The sequence below is a fragment of the Burkholderia sp. SIMBA_051 genome (assembly GCF_046534915.1).
In the GTDB taxonomy this organism is placed as follows: domain Bacteria; phylum Pseudomonadota; class Gammaproteobacteria; order Burkholderiales; family Burkholderiaceae; genus Burkholderia; species Burkholderia ambifaria.
In genome coordinates this window covers 112,276-131,774 of the sequence record NZ_JAWRXS010000017.1, presented here as the reverse complement: position 1 = coordinate 131,774, position 19,499 = coordinate 112,276, and the positions used below count along the sequence as shown (strand labels likewise).

Below are 19,499 nucleotides of genomic sequence, written 5' to 3'. Positions count from 1 at the left end.
GTGCGACGGACGGATGACGGATCGACGAGGATCGACATGAAACGCGAATGGATTCAACGCGGTGCGGGCTGGGCGGCGGTGCTGTGCGTGGCGCTGCTGACGGGCTGCACCAGCTACGTGACGACGCAGGTCACGGCCTTCTCCGACTGGAGCGGCAGCGACGCGACACGCACTTACGCCTTCACGCGCACCGATGCGCAGAAGCACAGCATCGAGCAGTCGACCTACGAGCCGATCGTCGCGAACGAGTTGTCCGCGTACGCATTCCGGCCGGTGCCGGCCGCGCAGGCGCGCTACCTGGTCGGGCTGACCTACGGGGTCGGCAGCGATCTGGTGACGGTGCCGCAGCCGGTCTACTACGACCCGTGGTTCGCGGGGCCGGGGCCGTACTGGCGGGGCGGGCCGTGGGGCCCGTGGGGGCCCTGGGGGCCGATGCCGGCCGGTTATGTCGCGCAGACCTACCAGGTGTTCGACTACACGCTCGGCATCCGGATCACCGAGCGCGCGACCGGCAAGGAGGTCTACAACGTGACCGCGCGCACCACCGGCGACAACGGTGCGCTGCTGTATGCGATGCCGTTCCTCGCGCGCAGCGCGCTCGCCGATTTCCCGTTGGCGAACGGCGCGATCCGCACGGTGCGGCTGCCGGTCGACAAGCGCGGCGGGCCCGCGGCGCCGGCCGCCAACGAGCGTGCGGTGCCGGCCTCGGGTGCGGCGGTCGCGAAGTAACGCGCTGTCGACACCGGCGCGGCCGCCCGGCCGCGCCAACTGCCTGCGTTGTATGCGTCAGAACCCGACGCCCAGCAACGCCAGCACGCCCAGCACGACGAACAGCACGGCCGCGATGCCGTGCACCAGCTTCGTCGGCAGCCGGTGCGCGAAACGGTCGCCGAGCAAGATCGCGGGCACGTTCGCGAGCATCATCCCGAAGGTCGTGCCGGCCACCACGCCGATGTAATCCTGGAAGCGCGCGGCGAGCGCGACGGTCGCGATCTGCGTCTTGTCACCCATTTCCGCGAGAAAGAACGCGACGAGCGTCGCGCCGAACACGCCGAGCCGCGAGCGGGCCGCATTGGCTTCGTCGGCATCGAGCTTGTCCGGCACGAGGATCCACAATCCCATCGCGATGAACGAGAACGCGAGCGCCCAGCGCATGATCGACGGCGTGACGAGTATGCCGAGCCACTCGCCGAACGCACCGGCGAAGCCGTGGTTCACGAGCGTCGCGACGAGCACGCCGAGAATGATCGGCACGGGCTTGCGATAGCGCGCGGCCAGCACGAGGGACAGCAGTTGGGTCTTGTCGCCGATTTCAGCGAGGGCGACGGCGCCGGTGGAGATCAGGAAGGCTTGAGACACGTATGGGTTCCACGGGCCGATGTTGTGCGTGCGAGCGACGATCCGCCGCGCGCCGGGCCCTGATGCGGCGCGCAGTGAACCATCGGTCTCGCCAGGCCTCGGTGGCTGCGTCCGCCATGGCCAAATGAATGGCCAAGTCTGTTGACGGACGCCTCCGTCACGATGCGCGCCGGGAGCGCGGGACATCGAGCGGAGCGGCTACTCCCCAATGAGGGCCGAATTCTAGCACGGTGCGTGCGGCGGGCGGAGCGAATCCGGCGGCTCCGGGATGCGCCGTGGCGCACGCCGGAGCGGGGGAGGAAGCGGGCAAACGCGCGCGTTAAGCGGCGGCGCGGCGTGCGGCACCGCGCTCGTGCACGAGCCGGCCGGCCGCGTACGTGCGATACACGGCGCGGTCGTCGCCGAGCAGTGCGAACGCGAACAGCAGCTCCTCGAGCGAATCCGCGCGCTTCGTGCGGCGTGCGAGCAGCGGCGTGGCCTGCGGGTCGAGCACGATGAAGTCGGCTTCGGTGCGCGGCGCGAGCGTGCCGACCGTGTCGGCGAGATCGAGCGCCTGCGCGGCGCCGGCCGTGGCGAGCCAGAACATCCGCGTCGCGCTCAGGTGGTGACCCGACAGTCGCGCGACCTTGTGCGCCTCGTTCATCGTCTGCAGCATCGAGAACGACGTACCGCCGCCGACGTCGGTCGCGAGCGTGACCGGCACGCCGTATTCGCCGGCCTTGTCGAAGTCGAACAGTCCGCTGCCGAGAAAGAAGTTCGACGTCGGGCAGTGCGCGACGACGGTGCGCGTCTGGGCCATCCGGCGGCGGTCCTCGTCGTCGAGGTGGATGCAGTGGCCGTACACCGCGCGCGGACGCAGCAGCCCGTAGCGATCGTAGATGTCGAGATAGCTGCGGTGGCCGGGGAACAGCTCCGCGACCCATTTCACTTCATCGACGTTTTCCGCGACGTGGCTCTGCACGAACACGTCCGGATGGCGGCGCGCGAGTTCGCTGCACGCCTCGAGCTGCGCCTCGGTGGACGTCGGCGCGAAGCGCGGCGTGAGCGCGTACAGCTGGCGGCCGTTGCCGTGCCAGCGGCCGATCAGCTCGGCGCTGTCGTCATAGCCCGATTGTGCGGTGTCGCGCAGGAACTCGGGGCAGTTGCGGTCCATCAGCACCTTGCCCGCGATCATCCGCACGTCGCGGGCAGCGCTCGCCGCGAACAGCGCGTCGGCCGACTGCTTGTGCACCGTGCAGTAGACGAGCGCGCTCGTCGTGCCGCAGGCGAGCAGTTCGTCGACGAAGAAGTCGGCGACCTCGCGCGCATGCTCAGGATCGCCGAACTTGCGCTCGGTCGGGAACGTGTACTTGTCGAGCCACGGCAGCAGGCCGGGGGCAGGCGACGCGATCATGTCCGTCTGCGGATAGTGGATGTGCGTGTCGATGAAGCCGGGCACGATCAGCTTGTCGCGCAGGTCGTGGACGACCGCATCGCGCGCGAGCGTCGGGGCGAGCCGCGCATACGGGCCGGCCGCGACGACCTTGCCGTCGTCGACGATCAGCAGGCCGTCGGTCTCGTGGTTCGCGGCCTGGCTCGACTGCGCCGGGTCGCCGTTGAAGGTCAGCAGCTGGGAACGGAAAGCGGTTTGCGTCATGACGAATGGTCCTGCATCAAGGTAAGGCGAACAGAAGAAAACGGTCGGTGCCGCGCGGGCGACGGCATGAAGGGCGCGGCCCGCGCATGTGCGAGGCGGCGACGCGAGAACGCGGGCGCGCCGCGGACTGCGCGTGCGCACGCGAGCGTCGCGGCCGTCATCACGCCGTTGCCGGCGGACGGCGCGGCGATCGCGACGCGCGCGGCGGCGAGCGGCATGACGCGCCGCAACGACAGGCTTCGGTGCACGACGACGCGCAACGCCGTCGCCGCGCGAGCGACGGGCGCGATGCCGGCGCGCCGGTGCCGCGCACGCATGCGGCCGGCGCGGCGCAGGGCCGAACCGGCGGTCGCGAAGCGGATGTCGTCGCGCTGTTTCATCTGTCTAGCGAACCTCGATGCCGGCCGTCACGCGGCCTGCCAGTACGAATCGAGACGCGCGATCAGCGCGTCGCGCGCTGCCGCGTCGACGAACGATGCCTCGAAGCCGTTGCGGATCACGGTATGCACTTCGGCGTCCGTCAGCTGCAGCCCGTCGACCGTCGCGAAGTAGTTGTCGTTGACGTAGCCGCCGAAGTAGGCCGGATCGTCGGAGTTGATCGTCACCGCGACGCCGCGATCGAGCAGCGCCTTCAGCGTGTGCTTCGCCATGTCGTCGAACACGCACAGCTTCAGGTTCGACAGCGGGCACACGGTCAGCGCCACGCGCGTGCGCGCGAGGCGTTCGACGAGCGCCGCATCCTCGATGCTGCGCACGCCGTGGTCGATCCGGTCGACCTTCAGCACGTCGAGCGCTTCGTGGATGTAGGCGGGCGGGCCTTCCTCGCCCGCATGCGCGACGAGCTTCAGCCCGAGCGCACGCGCCTTCTCGAACACGCGCGCGAACTTCGTGGGCGGATGGCCGAGCTCGGACGAGTCGAGGCCGACGCCGATCAGCCGGCGGCGATAGCGTTCGAACAGCGGCCGCGCGGATTCGAACGTCGCGAGCGCGTCTTCTTCGGACAGGTGGCGCAGGAAACACAGGATCAGCTTGCTCGAGAGCCCGCGTGGCTCGGCATCGGCGAGCGCGCGGTCGATGCCGGCCACCACCGTCTCGATCGGCACGCCGCGTTCGGTGTGCGTCTGCGGGTCGAAGAACAGTTCGGTGTGGACGACGTTGTCGGCGAGCGCGCGTTCGCAGTACGCGGCCGTCATGTCGTAGAAATCCTGCTCGGTCAGCAGCACGCTCGCGCCTGCGTAATAGATGTCGAGGAACGACTGCAGGTCGGTGAACGCGTAAGCGGCGCGCAGCGCGTCGATCGACTCGTACGCGAGCTTCACGCCGTTGCGTTGCGCGAGCGCGAAAATCAGTTCCGGCTCGAGCGAGCCTTCGATATGGATGTGCAGTTCCGCTTTCGGTGCGCGGGCAATCTTGTCCTTGAATGTCGGGGTCATGGCGTTGTTCTTGGTCGGTCAGAAGGTAGGGGAAGCCTGCACGGGTGCGTTCGCCTCGACGGCCTGCAGCAACTGCGCGGCCACCGAGATTGCGATGACTTCGGGCGCCTTGTCGATGATGCCTTCGACGCCGATCGGGCAGCGCATCCGCGCGACCTGGGCCGGGTCGATGCCGATCGCTGCCAGCCGATGATCGAACTGCACGCGCTTGGTGCGCGAGCCGGTCATCCCGAAGTACGCGTAGTCGCCGCGCCGCAGGATGCGCTCGGCCAGCACGAAATCGAGTGCATGGTCGTGCGTCATCACGACGAAGTATGCGTGCGGCGGCGCCGTGTCGACGGCGTCGGCCGGGCTGGCCACCGCGTCGATCGCGAGATTGCCGATTCCGGCGAGCGCCTCGGCCGGCGGGAACGCCGCAGCGGGCCCGTCGATCCAGCGCACGTGGCACGGCAGCGTCGCCAGCACCTTCACGAGCGCGGTGCCGATGTGTCCGGCGCCGAACAGCATGACGGGGAACGCATACGGCGCGATCGTTTCGGTCATCAGCGACACGCCGCCGGTTTCCCACAGCAGGCAATCGGCTCGCGCGGCGGAAGATTCGGGCTCGCTCAGCAGCGGCGCGCCCGGCGAGGGGCCGAATGATACGCTACGCACGGTCGCGGCGCCGGCCGCGACGCGCTTCGCGAGCGACATGATCCAGCCGAGGTCGCCGACATCGAGCCGCTCGAACGCGAGCACCACCGCGCCGCCGCAGCACTGGCCGAGGCTCGGCCCGAGCGCGAGCCGTTCGAGCCTGCGCGCGTGGGGCACGTGCGCGCCGTCTTTCAGCAGATGCCGCGCGATTTCGATCGCCTTCCATTCCAGATGACCGCCGCCGATCGTATGGCGGGCCATGTCGCGCGTGACGAGCATCTTGGTGCCGGCCTCGCGCGGCGCGGAGCCGTCGGTATGCGCGACCGTCACGAGCACGGCCGCTTCGCCGTGCGCGAGCAATTGCTGCAGATCGCCGATCCACGCTTCCATCAGCACGCTCCGTTCGCGACGACGCGGCACGACGCGCGGCGCGCGCTGGCGGGTGCGGCGATAACGAGGACTGACGGGAGCGAGGCGGCCCGGCCGCACGGTCGATGCGGTGCGGCGGCGGGGCGCCGCGGGCGCGCGCGAACGACGCCGCGGGACGGGCGGACGCCATGAGGGTGACGGATGCGGATGGTGTGCGTTGTCATGAGAAATCCAGTCGACATTGCGGATCGGGCGCGCGTTACGCAGGAGGTGAGACCGCCTGGCCTCGCGCACGTAGATCGCCATCCAGTCGCGAAGATAGCACCGCAACGCGGCGGGAACATCACCGGGCGGTGATCCGGGCTATCAGGCAGCGATCATGTCGATCATAGGCCCGCCGCGCGGGATCGGGGGCGTCGGTGCGCGCGCATCGGGCCGAAACGCTTGCGTGGCGGGGCATGCGCGTGGATGTTGTGCGATGTGCGTTCGCCCGGAAATCCGGGCCGCGGCGGGGTTAGGTGTTTACGCGCGGCCGGCCAGGCGCGGCCGGCCAGCCGTGGCCGGCGAGGTGCGGCCGGCAGGGTGCGGCCGCGCGGGACGTCGCCGGCGGAGCCGGACGAACGGGGCGGCTACGCGGTCCCGACCGGTCAGCCTGCCAGCTTGCGGCGATGGCGCCAGAGGCTCGACGCGACGGCGACCAGGATCACGGCGAAGCCGATCAGCGCCCAGCCGGGCAGCAGGATGCCGAAAATCGGCGGATAGACCGTCTCGCACAGGCCGGCCACCTTGAACATGCCGGGGAACCACTGGGCGGGCGGCAGGCTGTCGACGATCGGCTGCAGCGTGTCGAAGCCGCAGCTGAAGCCCGGATTCATCTGGATCGACAGGTGTCGCGCGGCGGTGCCGACGCCGCCGGCCGCGGCGATCGCGATCAGCAGCTCGAACACCCAGATGACGCGCCAGTTGCGGATACCGGCCGCGAGGAACGCGAAGATCCCGATCGCCGCGAAGAAGTAGCGCTGGATGATGCACAGCGGGCACGGATCTTCGTTCTTCACATATTGCAGGTACAGCGCGCCGGCCAGCAAGGCGATGCACGCCCAGCCGAGCAGCATCAGCAGGCGGCGTTCACGGCGGAGTGCGAGCGTGGAGTCATTCATGTCGGCGGGATTCCTGTCGTTGGTCGGTCCGATAAACAATCGCGCGATTTTAGCGCGAACGATCTGGCACGAAACTGACAGCGCGCGTGCGGCACCCCGCCGCACCCCGTCCACCGTCATTGCGCTTGCGCGGTCACCGGATCGTGTTCAGCACGGCCTCGACCGCCTGGCCGATCGCGAGCAGCGCATCGTCGCGATGCGGCGCGGCCGCGAGCATCAGGCCGACCGGCGCCGCGTCGCGCGGATGGCAGGGCAGCGACAGCGCGCATGCGTCGAGGAAGTTGAACGCGCTCGGGTTGCGCAGGATCAGTGCATTGGTGCGCGTGAACACGGCGTCGTCCGCTTCGAGTTCGGCGATGCGCGGCGGCACGACGGGCACCGTCGGGGCGACGAGTGCGTCGAAGCGCGACCAGACCGTGTGTGCCGCTTCGTCCAGCATCGCCTGGCGGGCGGCGAGCAGGTCGAGATAGTCGGCCGCGCTCGCCGGCTCGCCCTTCAGGATGCGCGACAGCACGCGCGGGTCGTATCGGTCGCGGTGCTGCGCGAGCAGCGGGCGATGCCACGCGTAGGCCTCGATCGGCGAGAAGCCGAAGCGGTTGATGTCCGGCAGCCGGTCGAGCGCGGAAAAGCGCACTTCCGTGACGATCGCGCCGGCGGCTTCGAGATGTTTCAGCGATGCGTCGAGCGCGGCGGCGACATCGGCGTCGACGCCGTCCGTCACATAGTTGGTCAGCACGCCGAGCCGCACGCCTTCGAGCGGCCGCGCGGCCGGCACGTGCGGCTCGAGACCCGCGAGCATCCGGTCGACGAGCGCGCAGCAGGCAACCGTCAGGCCGATCGGGCCGAACGAGTCGAGGGTCGTCGACAGCGGCACGCCGCCTTGCGTCGGAATCCGGCTTGCGGTCGGCTTGAAGCCCGTGAGCCCGCACAGCGCGGCCGGAATCCGGATCGAGCCGCCGGTGTCGGTGCCGAGCGCGACGGCCGCCATCCCGTCGGCGACGGACGCGGCCGCGCCGGACGACGAACCGCCGGCAATGCGTGCGTCGCCCGGTACGTCGCGGTGATACGGCGAGCGCGGCGTGCCGAAGTGCGGATTCAGGCCGAGCCCGGAGAACGCGAACTCGCTCATGTTGGTGCGGCCGACCAGCACCGCGCCCGCACGCTTGAGCCGCGCGACGGCGACCGCATCGGCCTGCGCGGGCGGCGCGCCGTCGAGCACGCGCGAACCGGCGCGCGTCACCTGGCCCGCGACGTCGAACAAGTCCTTCACCGACACGGGGATGCCCGCCAGCGGCGACAGCACGGTGCCGGCGGCACGCAGCCGATCGTGCGCGTCGGCGGCCGCGCGCGCGTTGTCGGCGTCGACTTCGGTGAAGACGGCCGCGCCCTGGCCCGACGGATCGGCGATCCGTTCGAGCGCGACGTCGACGAGCGCGCGGCTCGTGGTCCGGCCGGCGGCGAGGTCGGCGGCGAGCCGGGCGAGCGGGGGGAAGGGCGTGAATGTGGTCATGGGCGGCTCAGGGGCGAAGATGTTGGACAAGGGTGGCGCGAAACGAATCGATATGGCGCTCGACGGCCGCGCGTGCGCCGGCGGCGTCGCGCGCGGACAGCCGCTCGACCAGTTCGCGGTGCTCGCGCTGGACGTCGGACAGGTGGTGCGGTTCGGACAGCGTCACGAACCAGAAGCGCAGCGAGCGTTCGTGCAGCGCGCGCAGGATCTCCGCGAGCACCGTATTGCGTGCGGCCGCGGCGATCGCCTGATGAAACGCGCGGTCGAGCTCCATCATGCCTTCGACGTCGTGCGTGTCGACGCACGACTGCCCGTCGTCGAGCAGCGCGGCGATGCGGGCGAGATCGTCGGGCGTCGCATGGCGGGCGGCGAGCTCGACGCAGTGCGCTTCGTTGATGCGCCGCACGTCGATCACCGCAACGATGTCGTCGAGCGACAGCGGCTGCACCAGCAGCCCCTTGCGCGGCATTACGGACAGCAGCCCTTCGAGCACCAGCCGGTGCACGGCCTGATGGACCGGCGTGCGGCCGATGCCGGTGCGTGCGACGAGGTCGGCTTCGTTGAGCGCGGCGCCGGGCTTCAGGCGCATCGTGATGATGTCGCGCTGGATCAGCGCGTACGCGCGCTCGGCGAGGCTGAGCGCCGAGGCGGCGGGGCGGTCGGGTAGGGCATCGGGCAGGGCGTTCATGCGGAGGCCGGCTGGAGCACGATCATGGCGCGGGTGATCAGGGTAGATGGGCAATTCGTGAATATTATTGTGATATATCACTGGTGTCCAGTTCACCCAGGCGAGCCTTCGAGGCCGCCAGCTGACTTAAGCAGACGCGTCCGGCGCCGCATGCGACGACTTGCAACAATATCGACAGGATGTTGCAGGTTTACCGCGCGATCGTGCACTGAAGCATAATGAATCCTCGTCAATCCAAATACGCGCGAGCGACGCACCAGACCATCGTCATGAGCGAAACCACGCCTTCCCCGGCCGGTCTGACCGGCACCCCTTCCGCGTCTTCCCGTTCCCCTCGTTCCGATCCGGCACACGCGCCGGAGGTACCCGCCACGCAGCCCTCCGGCGCGCAGGCTGCCGCGGCCGAGGATGTCGCGGCGGACGGCGCATCGCCGGTCACGGCGGCGTCGGAGCCGGGCGCCGCGGGCACGACGCCCGCTGCCGAATCCGCTTCCGAACCCGCTGCTGAACCCACTGCCGCGCCAAAAGCCGGTGCCGCGCCGCCCGGTTTTGGCGCGCAGCCCGATTTCGACACGCCGCGCCCGCCGCCCGCGAGCGCGCAGAATGCGCCGCCGGCTTACCTGAAGAACAGCGACACGCCATGGTCGGTGTTCGGCCGCATCGTCGCGGCGCGTGCGCGCCGGCTGTTCGACCGCGCCGGCCAGCGGATCACGCAGCGCACGTTGCGCATCGGCGTGTCGGCGCGGATCTTCCATCCGGAGCCGGGTGCGAAGGGGTTGCGCGGCAAGACGCTCCAGTATCTCGAGGAATCGATCGCGCACTGGGTGATGTCGCGCGACGTGCTCGTGTTCATGATTCCGACCGTCGGCCACCAGGGGATGCTGCACCCGAGCAACATCCGCCTGCGCGACTACGCGAAGCATCTCGACGGCCTGCTGCTGCAAGGCGGCGCCGACGTGTCGCCGCAAACCTACGCGGCATCGGATGCGCGCCCCGAATGGCCGGGCGACCGCGTGCGCGACATGTACGAGCTCGAGCTGTTTCACGAGTTCGTCGAGTCCGGCAAGCCGGTGCTCGGCGTGTGCCGCGGCTGCCAGCTGATCAACGTCGCGTTCGGCGGCTCGCTGTACCAGGACATCGCGACCGACGTGCCGACCGCGCATCCGCACGTGAGCGAGCATTACGACCAGCATCGCCATTCGATCCGCTTTCCCGACTCGTCGACGCTCGCGAGCATGTTTCCCGGGCGCAGCGAAGCGATCGTGAACTCGATCCACCATCAGGCGATCCGCGATCTCGGCCGCGATCTGAACATCGAGGCCGTGTCGGCCGGCGACGGGATCATCGAAGGCATCCGCTACCGGCGCGCGCCGTTCGTCGTCGGCGTGCAATGGCACCCCGAGTTTCATCGCGCGGGCGGCTCCGAGCTGCTCGACTGCACGCCGCTGCTCGACGCATTCCTGCGCGCGGCACGCGAAACGCGCCTGTAGCCGGCGCTCGCATCGCGTCGCAGGCAGGCCGGCCGCATCCCGTAAATTCGAGATGCGGCCGTTTCGTTTTGAACGATAATCGCGACTCCCGATTCGTTCGCCGGAGTCTGACGTTGGTCTTGATGTTCGATCAGCGCGAGATGACGTATTACGTCGCGCTGTTCCAGGACAAGCATCTGTGGCGCGTGATCAAGTCGCAGGAGAAGAGCCGCGCGGAGAGGGTGTACGCGAACTTCGTCCAGCAGACGGTGCAGCTCGCGGACGTCGAGATCCGTCGCACCGAACTGCAGGCGCAGAAGACGTTCCTCGAACGCGTGATCGCGCTGCAGGCGAATCGCGCGCAGCACCTGCAGGCCGATCTGAGCGTCGCGCGCAGTCAGAGAGGCCGAGGTCGCGCAGCGGCAGCAGTCGGCGCGGGAGCAGACGCAGGCGCTGCAGGTCGAGAAGCGGGCCGCGCAAGTGCAGCTGCGCGATCTGCAGGAGCAGGTGCGGCAACTCCAGCGGCAAGCCGACACAGGGTTGCCCGCGCGCAAGTGACGACAGGTCGGTCCATTGTGTCGACGCACGAACGAAACCCGGCGAAGCCTGCTTCGCCGGGTTTTTTATTGGGTGCCGTCAGCCGGGAAGCGTGCGAAGCAGGTCGGTTGGACGGCGGCGCGACAGACGCGACGCGGGATCGAGGCAAGTCGATGCGCGGGTGCCGCTGCGACTCGTGTCGGGGCGATCGGTCGGTGGGATCGATCCGACTTTGATGCGCCTTTCGACAGGGTCCGTCCGATCCGCACGGGCCGGATGCGCGGCCGGCAACAGCGACTGCCGGCCCGCTCCAAGGCAACTGTCGGCTTCGCGTGGCATCATTTGCGGGCCATGCCGGCGTGCGCATCGTCGCGCGACGTGCCGCCGGATGGTGGCGATGTCCGTGCGCGCCGACCGGTGCGACACGTATCGCCGGCTCACACGGCGCGGATGTCGCGCCATCCGAACCGAGAGAACAACATGTCCACAGCAGCAACACACGCCGTCGCGCAGGAATCGAAAGTCCGCACCGTGTTCCGGGTCGTCAGCGGCAACTTCCTGGAAATGTACGACTTCATGGTCTACGGGTATTACGCGTCGGCCATCGCGAAAACCTACTTTCCGAGCGGCAACGCGTTCGCGTCGCTGATGCTGTCGCTGTCGGTGTTCGGCGCGGGCTTCCTGATGCGCCCGGTCGGCGCGATCGTGCTCGGCGCGTACATCGACCATCACGGCCGCCGCAAGGGGCTGATCCTGACGCTCGGGCTGATGGCGCTCGGCACGCTGACGGTGGCCGGGGTTCCGGGCTACGCGACGATCGGCGTGCTCGCGCCGGCGCTCGTGCTGCTCGGCCGGTTGCTGCAGGGCTTTTCCGCGGGCGTCGAGCTGGGCGGCGTGTCGGTCTATCTGTCGGAGATCGCGACGAAGGGCCACAAGGGGTTCTATACGTCGTGGCAATCGGGCAGCCAGCAGGTGGCCGTCGTGTTCGCCGCGTTTGTCGGCGTGCTGCTGAACCGCCTGCTGCCGGCCGAGGACATGACCGCGTGGGGCTGGCGCATTCCGTTCCTGATCGGCTGCCTGATCGTGCCGTTCCTGTTCCTGATCCGTCGTTCGCTGAAGGAAACCGACGAGTTCCTCGCGAAGCGTCACCGTCCGACGATGGGCGAGATCATGCGTTCGATGCTCGAGAACTGGGGTGTCGTGATCGCGGGCATGGGGATGGTGATCATGACGACGGTGTCGTTCTACATGATCACCGCATACACGCCGACGTTCGGCAAGGAAGTGCTGCACCTGTCGTCGCTCGACGCACTCGTCGTGACCGTCTGCGTCGGCCTGTCCAATCTCGTGTGGCTGCCGCTGTCCGGCGCGCTGTCGGATCGCATCGGCCGCCGGCCGGTGCTGATCGCGTTCACGGTGCTCACGCTGCTGTCGGCCTATCCGGCCGTGCTGTGGCTCGTGGCCGAACCGTCGTTCCTGCGGCTGCTGGCGGTCGAGCTGTGGCTGTCGTTCCTGTACGGCTCTTACAACGGCGCGATGGTCGTCGCGCTGACCGAAGTGATGCCGGTCGACGTGCGCACCGCCGGCTTCTCGCTCGCGTACAGCCTCGCGACGACGATCGGCGGGTTCACGCCGGCGATCTCGACGTTGCTGATTCACCAGACCGGCAACAAGGCCGCACCGGGGCTGTGGCTGAGCGTCGCGGCGCTTTGCGGGCTGATCGCGACGCTCGTGCTGTATCGCACGCGCGAGGCGCGCAACCAGTACAAGGCGGCCTGACGCCGTCTGCACCGCGCCACGGCAGGTGAAACAAGGGAGCGCGCCGCGCTCCCTTTTCTCATCGGCGTTCGGAATTCACGCGGCGCGCAGCGCGTCGGCGACCGTCGCCGCCACGTCGAGCCATTGTCCCGGTGCAGACTGGCGGGCCAGCTTGGCGTGCGGATACCACGGACAGTCGTCGCCGGTGAACCAGCGCCAGTCGGGCGCGAACGGCAGCATGATCCACAGCGGCTTGCCGAGCGCGCCCGCCAGATGCGCGACGGCCGTATCGATCGTGACGACGCCGTCGAGCCGTTCGATCAGCGCGGCCGTGTCGGCGAAGTCGTTCAGCCGCCCGTCGAGGTGATGCACGCGCGGATGCGCGTCGACGCGCGCCCGTTCGTCTTCGTCGAGCGCGGGCTGCAGCACGACCCAGTCGATGTCCGGCAGCGCGAGCAGCGGTGCGAGCGCGTCGAACGGCATCGAGCGGTTTTCCTGTGCCTGACGGCGCCCCGACCACGCGAGGCCGAACTTGCGCTTCGACTGGCCGCCGAGCGAGCCGCGAAAGCGCCGGCGCGCGCTGTCCGGCGCATCGAGGTAACGCTTGCCCGCGACGATGTCGGACGGCTGCAGACCGAGCAGGAAAGGCAGGCTCATCAGCGTGCACGCGATGTCTGCCGCCGGCGGCTTCGCCGCGCCCTGCGCGACGAGCGTCACGCGCCAGCGCGCCGCCGCCGGCGCGAGCAGCGCGACGAGCTCCGGCTGCACTTCGAGCACGACGCGCGCGCAGCGCGCGCGGACCAGCGGCACGAAGCGGACGAACTGCAGCGTGTCGCCGAAGCCCTGTTCCGCGCGGATCAGCAGCGTGTGCGACGCAATCGGCTCGCCTTGCCAGCGCGGCAGCGTGCCGAGCGGCGTCGCGCCCGGCGTGTCGTGACGCGTTTCGTACGCGGGCAGGCCGCGTGTGAAGTCGCCCAGCGTCAGTAGCGTGACCGCGCGGTGCAGTTGCGCGAGCTTCAGGTCGGGCGCGACGCGCAGCGCCTGGTCGAACGCGCGCAGCGCCATTTCGTGCGCGCCGAGTGCGTGATGCGCATTGCCGAGGTTCAGCCACGCGAGACTGAACGACGGATCGAGGCCGACCGCGCGTTCGTAGTAGGGCAGCGCTTCGCGCTGGCGCCCGAGCGCGCACAGCGCGTTCGCGAGCCCGAACAGGGCGAGCGGGAACGGCGGGTGCAGCGCGAGCGCGGCTTCGAACGCCGCTGCGGCTTCGCCGTGACGGCCGAGCGCCTCGAACGTGTTGCCGAGATTGAAGTGCGCGGCGACGAAGCGCGGCTGCGCGGCGATCGCCGCCTGGAAGTGCGCGATTGCGTCGTCGGCCCGGCCCATCGCGTTCAGCGCCATCGCGAGATTGTTGTGCGCGCCGGCATGTCCGGGCCGCAGCTCGAGTGCGCGATGGAACGCGGCGAGCGCATCGTCGTGGCGGCCGAGCGCATTCAGCGCGTTGCCGAGATTGTTGTGGATCGATGCGTCGTCGGGCGTGAGCCGAAGTGCGCGGCCGAATGCGTCGACGGCATCTTCGTGGCGCTGCAGCGCCGCGTACGCGTTACCGAGGTTGTAGTGCGCGAGCGGGAATTCGGGCGCGAGCGTCAGCGCGTTGCGAAACCGCTCGATCGCTTCGTCGAGCCGGCCGAGCGCCTTCAGCGCGTTGCCGAGATTGAGCTGCAGCGCGGCGTCGCCCGGGCGCAATTCGACCGCACGCCCGACGAGATCGGCTGCCTCGGCATGCTGGCCCTGCTGATGCCGCAGCACGCCGAACAGATGCAGCGCGTCGGCGTCGGCGGGATTGGTGCCGAGCGCGGCACGATAGCCGTGCTCGGCCTCGGCGAGGCGGCCCGCGCGGTGCGCGGCGTACGCTCGGTCGAATGCGGAATCCATGACGCGAAAACTGGCGGAAAGCGCGTATTTTCCCACACTGCGCGCGGGCGCCCCAGATTGGCCGGTCGGCATATGGCCCCGTCACGCGGAGCGGCGTAGACTTGCAGGATCGCGTGTCATCGAGGTGCTCATGGCTGACACACTGCTCGACATCCCGCCCGTGCTGATCGTCGGCGCAGGCCCGACCGGCCTTGCCGCCGCAATGAGTCTCGCGCGTGCCCGCGTGCCGGTACGCATCATCGACCGGCTCACCACGCCCGCCCCGTATTCGCGTGCGATCGGCATCCAGGCGCGCACGCTCGAAATGCTGGAGCAGCATCGCGCGGTCGAACCGTTTCTCGTGCTGGGGCATCGCGCGCACGCGGCCGCGCTGCATGCGGGCGGCCGCGTGATCGCGCGGCTCGATTTCGATCCGCTGCAAACTCGCTATCCGTACCTGCTGTTTCTCGACCAGAGCATCACCGAGCAGCTGCTCGCCGAGCACCTGGCCGGCCTCGGCGTGACGGTCGAACGCGGCGTCACGCTCACGGCGTGCGACGCGGGCGGCACGTCGCTCGACGTGACGATCCGCGGCGCCGACGGGCGTGAACAATCGTTCGCGCCGTCGTACCTGATCGCCGCCGACGGCGCGCACAGCACGGTGCGCCATCTGCTTGGCCTCGGCTTCGCCGGGCAAGCGTTCGAGCAGACCTTCCTGCTCGCCGATTTCTCGGCGATACCCGACTGGCCGGAAGAGGAGATCCACCTGTTCACGACGCCCGACGGCATCGCGGGGCTGTTCCCGATGGGCGGCGGCCGCTACCGGCTCGTCGCCGACCGGCCGCCTGGCGATGCATCTCCCGATGCGCCGCCACCGTCGCTCGCGCAATGCGAGGCGATCGTGCGCGCCCGTGTCGGTGCGTCGATCGCGCCGAGCGACCTCGCGTGGTCGTCGTATTTCCGGCTGCACAGCCGGATGGTCGCCCGGCTGCGTCACGGGCGCGTGTTCTTCGCGGGCGACGCCGCGCACGTTCACAGCCCGGCAGGCGCGCAGGGCATGAACACGGGCATGCAGGAAGCGTTCAATCTCGGCTGGAAGCTCGCGCGCGTGCTTGGCGGCGGCACGCCGGAGCGGCTGCTCGACACGTATCACGCGGAGCGCCATCCGATCGAGCGTGACGTATTGCGGCAGACGGGCCTCGTCACGCAGATCGTCGAAGCCGATCACGGCGCGATGAAGCTGCTGCGCGATCACGTCGTGCCGCTGCTGGCGACGTTCGGGCCGGTGCGCGACGCGGTGCGGCGCACCGTCAGCGAGCTTGGCGTGCAATACCGGAAAAGCCCGCTCACGCTCGAGCGCGTGCTCGACGGCGGGCCGCGCGCAGGCGAGCGTGCGCCGGACGCGCTCGTGCATGTGGTCGACGGGCCGCTCGGGCGGGCACCCGGCACCGCGCGGCTATACGACCTGCACGACCCGGCGAGCTTCACGCTGCTGCTGCTCGAGGAGCCGGCAGGCGTCGAAGCGGGCGATGCGAACGGCGTGCCGCCGATGCCCGCGGATGCGCGGGCGCTCGCGCAGGGGCTGGAGCGGATCATGCCGGGCGCGGTGCGGATTTGGCGCGTCGCCGATGCCGAAAGCGACGGCGAGGACGGGCTGGCGCAGGCATACGGCCGCTCGCGGCCGTCGTTCTACCTGCTGCGGCCCGATGGTTACATCGCGGCGCGCGGCCGTACCGCCACCGACGCGAACGCGCTGCTGCGCCACTGCGAAAGCTGGTTCGCGGGCATGTCGCTGCCCGCGTAGCGGGGCGCTCAGGCGGAGACTGCGGCCGGCACGAGCGATGCGCGGTGCGCGGCGATCGCGGCGAGCACGATCGGCGCCGCGCGTTGGGCGGCTTCGCTCGACGGGTCGTCGAGCGCGGCGAGCAACGCACGACGCATCCGCGGTTCCCAGAAGCGCCGGATATGCTCGGCGATTCCGGTCAGCGCTTCTTCGCGATCGGGCATCGATTCGAAGAAAGCGCCGATCTGGTTGGCCATGTCGATCAGGTGTCCGTTGTCCATCGCGTCCTCACTTGCCCGTCGTCACGGCGGCCGGCGCGGCTGCGCGGCGCTTGAGCAGGTCGAGCTGCTCCGAGTTGAAGCGCGCGTACGCACGCTGCCAGTCGGACGGCTGCGCAACCGGCATCACCTGCACGGCCGTGACCTTGTATTCGGGGCAGTTCGTCGCCCAGTCGGAGCTGTCCGTCGTGATCACGTTCGCGCCCGATTCGGGGAAGTGGAACGTCGTGTACACCACACCCGGCTGCATGCGATCGGACACGAGCGCGCGCAACACCGTCTGGCCCGCCCGCGATTCGATGCCGACCCAGTCGCCGGTCCGGATCCCGCGATCTTCCGCGTCGTGCGGATGGATCTCGAGGCGGTCCTCTTCGTGCCACTGGACGTTCTCGGTCCGGCGCGTCTGCGCACCGACGTTGTATTGCGACAGGATGCGGCCCGTGGTCAGGATCAGCGGATAGCGCTGCGTGACCTTTTCCGGCGTCGGAATGAACTGCGTGATCACGAAGCGGCCCTTGCCACGCACGAACGCGTCGATGTGCATCGTCGGCGTGCCGTCCGGCGCCTGGTCGTTGCAAGGCCACTGGATACTGCCGAGCGCGTCGAGCTTCGCGTACGACACGCCCGAGAAGGTCGGCGTGAGCCGCGCGATCTCGTCCATGATTTCCGACGGATGCGTGTAGTGCATGTCGTAGCCGAGCGCCTGCGACAGCAGCAGCGTCACTTCCCAGTCCGCGTAGCCCGCGAGCGGCGGCATCACCTTGCGCACGCGCGAGATGCGGCGCTCCGCGTTCGTGAACGTGCCGTCCTTCTCGAGGAACGTCGAGCCCGGAAGCAGCACGTGTGCGTATTTCGCGGTCTCGTTCAGGAAGATGTCCTGCACGACGACGCATTCCATCGACGACAGCGCGGCGGCGACGTGCTGCGTGTTCGGGTCCGACTGGACGATGTCCTCGCCCTGACAGTAGAGGCCCTTGAAGCTGCCGTCGAGCGCCGCGTCGAACATGTTCGGGATGCGCAGCCCCGGTTCCGGTTGCAGCGTGGCCGACCATGCGTGTTCGAACAGCGCGCGCACGCTGTCGTCGCTGATGTGGCGGTACCCGGGCAGTTCATGCGGGAACGAGCCCATGTCGCACGAGCCCTGCACGTTGTTCTGGCCGCGCAGCGGATTGACGCCGACGCCTTCGCGGCCGATGTTGCCGGTCGCCATCGCGAGGTTCGCGATGCCCATCACCGTCGTCGAACCTTGCGCGTGTTCGGTCACGCCGAGGCCGTAGTAGATCGCGGCGTTGCCGCCGGTCGCATAGAGGCGCGCGGCTTCGCGCACCACCTCGGCCGGCACGCCCGTCACATCGGCGGTCGCTTCGGGCGAGTTCTCGGCACGCGACACGAAGTCGCGCCATTGCTCGAATGCGCGCGCTTCGCAGCGCGCGGCGACGAACGCGTCGGCGACGAGCCCTTCGGTGACGATCACGTGCGCGAGCGCGTTGACGATCGCGACGTTGGTGCCGGGGCGCAACTGCAAGTGGTGCGCGGCCTTCACGTGCGGGCCGTCGACCACGTCGATGCGGCGCGGATCGATCACGATCAGCTTCGCGCCTTCGCGGATGCGCCGCTTCAGGCGCGAGCCGAACACCGGATGGCCGTCGGTCGGGTTCGCACCCATCACGACGATCACGTCGGCGTGGTCGACCGACGCGAAGGTCTGCGTGCCGGCCGATTCGCCGAGCGTCGCCTTCAGGCCATAGCCGGTCGGCGAATGGCACACGCGTGCACAGGTGTCGACGTTGTTGTTGCCGAATGCGGCGCGCACGAGCTTCTGCACGAGGTAGGTTTCCTCGTTCGTGCAGCGCGACGACGTGATGCCGCCGATCGAATCGCGGCCGTACTTCTGCTGCAGCTTGCGGAATTGCGTCGCCGCGTAGGTGAGCGCCTCTTCCCAGCTGACTTCGCGCCACGGGTCGGTGATCTTCTCGCGGATCATCGGCTTCGTGATGCGATCCTTGTGGGTCGCGTAGCCCCACGCGAAGCGCCCCTTCACGCACGCGTGGCCTTCATTCGCGAGGCCGTTCTTGTGCGGCGTCATGCGCACGACCTGCGTGCCCTTCATCTCGGCCTTGAACGAGCAGCCGACGCCGCAGTACGCGCAGGTCGTGACGACCGAGTGCTCGGCCTGGCCGAGCCGGACGACGGATTTTTCCTGCAGCGTGGCGGTCGGGCAGGCGGCGACGCACGCGCCGCACGATACGCATTCCGAGTCCATGAACGATTCGCTTTCGCCGGCGGCGACGCGCGATTCGAAGCCGCGCGCGGCGATCGTCAGCGCGAACGTGCCTTGGGTTTCCTCGCACGCGCGCACGCAGCGATTGCAGACGATGCACTTCGACGGATCGTACGTGAAGTACGGATTCGATTCGTCCTTCTGCTCGTGCAGGTGATTCGCGCCGTCGAAGCCGTAGCGCACTTCGCGCAAGCCGACGACGCCCGCCATGTCCTGCAGTTCGCAGTCGCCGTTGGCGGGGCAGGTGAGGCAGTCGAGCGGGTGATCGGAGATGTACAGCTCCATCACGTTGCGGCGCAGCGACTGCAGCCGATCCGACTGCGTGCGCACCTTCATCCCGGCTTCGGCAGGCGTCGTGCACGATGCCGGATAGCCGCGCCGGCCTTCGATTTCGACGAGGCACAGACGGCACGAGCCGAACGGTTCGAGCGAATCGGTCGCGCAGAGCTTGGGCACGTTGACGCCGGCTTCGATCGCGGCGCGCATCACCGATGTGCCGGCCGGCACCGTCACCGGCTGGCCGTCGATTTCGAGCGTGACGTCGGTATCGGCATGCCGTTGCGGCGTGCCGTAGTCGGTATCGTCGAACGGATCGCAGGCGCGCGCCTGGGCGGCGCTCTTGCACGCGCATTGGCCTGAGCCGCAGCCGCCTTGGCGGACGTTGTTCGTGTCGAGGGACATGCAGGGCTCC

15 protein-coding genes, 1 pseudogene and 1 riboswitch are annotated in these 19,499 nt (G+C 69.2%); of the genes and pseudogenes, 5 read left to right on the top strand and 11 right to left on the bottom strand.

The features are described 5' to 3' along the window. Nucleotides 1-36: 36 nt before the first annotated feature. Nucleotides 37-729: a DUF4136 domain-containing protein gene (locus tag SB771_RS31865; RefSeq protein WP_175705034.1), complete on the top strand. Its 693-nt coding sequence runs from the start codon at nucleotides 37-39 to the stop codon at nucleotides 727-729. Between the two features lie 57 nt (nucleotides 730-786). On the opposite strand, the gene SB771_RS31860 is transcribed toward SB771_RS31865, so the two are convergent. From SB771_RS31860 to SB771_RS31825, 8 genes are all read right to left on the bottom strand, one after another. Beyond that, a complete protein-coding gene (locus SB771_RS31860) occupies nucleotides 787-1,359 on the bottom strand; it encodes a TMEM165/GDT1 family protein (RefSeq protein ID WP_126227339.1) in 573 nt (190 codons plus the stop codon). Between the two features lie 77 nt (nucleotides 1,360-1,436). After that, nucleotides 1,437-1,578, bottom strand: a riboswitch (yybP-ykoY riboswitch). Between the two features lie 100 nt (nucleotides 1,579-1,678). Beyond that, entirely contained in the window at nucleotides 1,679-2,995 is a 1,317-nt protein-coding gene (gene guaD, locus SB771_RS31855; protein WP_175660996.1) for a guanine deaminase, read from the bottom strand. After that, the gene (locus SB771_RS31850; protein ID WP_175660997.1) at nucleotides 2,992-3,375 is read right to left on the bottom strand and encodes a hypothetical protein; all 384 of its coding nucleotides are present in this window, start codon (nucleotides 3,373-3,375) and stop codon (nucleotides 2,992-2,994) included. Before SB771_RS31850 ends, guaD begins: the two co-directional genes overlap by 4 nt. 27 nt (nucleotides 3,376-3,402) lie before the next feature. Continuing rightward, on the bottom strand, nucleotides 3,403-4,428 hold the full coding sequence (locus SB771_RS31845; RefSeq protein WP_175660998.1) for an adenosine deaminase: 1,026 nt from the start codon (nucleotides 4,426-4,428) through the stop codon (nucleotides 3,403-3,405). An 18-nt stretch (nucleotides 4,429-4,446) separates the two neighbouring features. Then, entirely contained in the window at nucleotides 4,447-5,451 is a 1,005-nt protein-coding gene (gene xdhC / locus SB771_RS31840) for a xanthine dehydrogenase accessory protein XdhC (protein ID WP_175660999.1), read from the bottom strand. A 626-nt stretch (nucleotides 5,452-6,077) separates the two neighbouring features. Further along, a complete protein-coding gene (locus SB771_RS31835) occupies nucleotides 6,078-6,590 on the bottom strand; it encodes a disulfide bond formation protein B (protein WP_175661000.1) in 513 nt (170 codons plus the stop codon). Between the two features lie 133 nt (nucleotides 6,591-6,723). After that, the gene (locus SB771_RS31830) at nucleotides 6,724-8,100 is read right to left on the bottom strand and encodes an amidase (RefSeq protein WP_175661001.1); all 1,377 of its coding nucleotides are present in this window, start codon (nucleotides 8,098-8,100) and stop codon (nucleotides 6,724-6,726) included. 7 nt (nucleotides 8,101-8,107) lie between these two features. Continuing rightward, nucleotides 8,108-8,788, bottom strand: a complete 681-nt coding sequence (locus SB771_RS31825) for a GntR family transcriptional regulator (RefSeq protein ID WP_126227343.1) — start codon at nucleotides 8,786-8,788, stop codon at nucleotides 8,108-8,110. A 269-nt stretch (nucleotides 8,789-9,057) separates the two neighbouring features. Here SB771_RS31825 and SB771_RS31820 point away from each other — a divergent pair, with 269 nt between their 5' ends. The 3 genes and pseudogenes from SB771_RS31820 (at nucleotide 9,058) to SB771_RS31810 (ending at nucleotide 12,573) form a co-directional block, all read left to right on the top strand. Then, nucleotides 9,058-10,278, top strand: a complete 1,221-nt coding sequence (locus SB771_RS31820; protein WP_175661002.1) for a gamma-glutamyl-gamma-aminobutyrate hydrolase family protein — start codon at nucleotides 9,058-9,060, stop codon at nucleotides 10,276-10,278. 116 nt (nucleotides 10,279-10,394) lie between these two features. Further along, a pseudogene (locus SB771_RS31815) lies at nucleotides 10,395-10,815 on the top strand (DUF2968 domain-containing protein); the annotation flags it as partial. A gap of 459 nt (nucleotides 10,816-11,274) precedes the next feature. Further along, nucleotides 11,275-12,573 carry an MFS transporter gene (locus tag SB771_RS31810; protein ID WP_175661003.1) on the top strand — a complete coding sequence of 433 codons (1,299 nt, stop codon included), beginning with the start codon at nucleotides 11,275-11,277 and terminating at the stop codon, nucleotides 12,571-12,573. Between the two features lie 75 nt (nucleotides 12,574-12,648). Here the strand turns inward: SB771_RS31810 and SB771_RS31805 are convergent, their stop codons facing one another. Beyond that, nucleotides 12,649-14,487: a tetratricopeptide repeat protein gene (locus SB771_RS31805; RefSeq protein WP_410721233.1), complete on the bottom strand. Its 1,839-nt coding sequence runs from the start codon at nucleotides 14,485-14,487 to the stop codon at nucleotides 12,649-12,651. A gap of 130 nt (nucleotides 14,488-14,617) precedes the next feature. Here SB771_RS31805 and SB771_RS31800 point away from each other — a divergent pair, with 130 nt between their 5' ends. After that, nucleotides 14,618-16,270: an FAD-dependent monooxygenase gene (locus SB771_RS31800; protein WP_175661005.1), complete on the top strand. Its 1,653-nt coding sequence runs from the start codon at nucleotides 14,618-14,620 to the stop codon at nucleotides 16,268-16,270. 8 nt (nucleotides 16,271-16,278) lie between these two features. Here the strand turns inward: SB771_RS31800 and SB771_RS31795 are convergent, their stop codons facing one another. After that, nucleotides 16,279-16,530, bottom strand: coding sequence for a formate dehydrogenase subunit delta (locus SB771_RS31795; RefSeq protein ID WP_006750770.1), 252 nt, complete (start codon nucleotides 16,528-16,530; stop codon nucleotides 16,279-16,281). A gap of 7 nt (nucleotides 16,531-16,537) precedes the next feature. Further along, nucleotides 16,538-19,489 (bottom strand): formate dehydrogenase subunit alpha, encoded by a 2,952-nt coding sequence (gene fdhF, locus SB771_RS31790; protein WP_175661006.1) that lies wholly within the window; start codon nucleotides 19,487-19,489, stop codon nucleotides 16,538-16,540. Between the last annotated feature and the right edge of the window lie 10 nt (nucleotides 19,490-19,499).

Coding starts and splice junctions, on each gene's coding strand:
- SB771_RS31830 (WP_175661001.1), bottom strand. CDS start 8,100: ATGACCACATTCACGCCCTTCCCCCCGCTCGCCCGGCTCGCCGCCGAC.
- SB771_RS31820 (WP_175661002.1), top strand. CDS start 9,058: ATGAGCGAAACCACGCCTTCCCCGGCCGGTCTGACCGGCACCCCTTCC.
- SB771_RS31835 (WP_175661000.1), bottom strand. CDS start 6,590: ATGAATGACTCCACGCTCGCACTCCGCCGTGAACGCCGCCTGCTGATG.
- SB771_RS31805 (WP_410721233.1), bottom strand. CDS start 14,487: ATGGATTCCGCATTCGACCGAGCGTACGCCGCGCACCGCGCGGGCCGC.
- SB771_RS31795 (WP_006750770.1), bottom strand. CDS start 16,530: ATGGACAACGGACACCTGATCGACATGGCCAACCAGATCGGCGCTTTC.
- SB771_RS31825 (WP_126227343.1), bottom strand. CDS start 8,788: ATGAACGCCCTGCCCGATGCCCTACCCGACCGCCCCGCCGCCTCGGCG.
- SB771_RS31810 (WP_175661003.1), top strand. CDS start 11,275: ATGTCCACAGCAGCAACACACGCCGTCGCGCAGGAATCGAAAGTCCGC.
- guaD (WP_175660996.1), bottom strand. CDS start 2,995: ATGACGCAAACCGCTTTCCGTTCCCAGCTGCTGACCTTCAACGGCGAC.
- xdhC (WP_175660999.1), bottom strand. CDS start 5,451: ATGGAAGCGTGGATCGGCGATCTGCAGCAATTGCTCGCGCACGGCGAA.
- SB771_RS31850 (WP_175660997.1), bottom strand. CDS start 3,375: ATGAAACAGCGCGACGACATCCGCTTCGCGACCGCCGGTTCGGCCCTG.
- SB771_RS31865 (WP_175705034.1), top strand. CDS start 37: ATGAAACGCGAATGGATTCAACGCGGTGCGGGCTGGGCGGCGGTGCTG.
- SB771_RS31800 (WP_175661005.1), top strand. CDS start 14,618: ATGGCTGACACACTGCTCGACATCCCGCCCGTGCTGATCGTCGGCGCA.
- fdhF (WP_175661006.1), bottom strand. CDS start 19,489: ATGTCCCTCGACACGAACAACGTCCGCCAAGGCGGCTGCGGCTCAGGC.
- SB771_RS31845 (WP_175660998.1), bottom strand. CDS start 4,428: ATGACCCCGACATTCAAGGACAAGATTGCCCGCGCACCGAAAGCGGAA.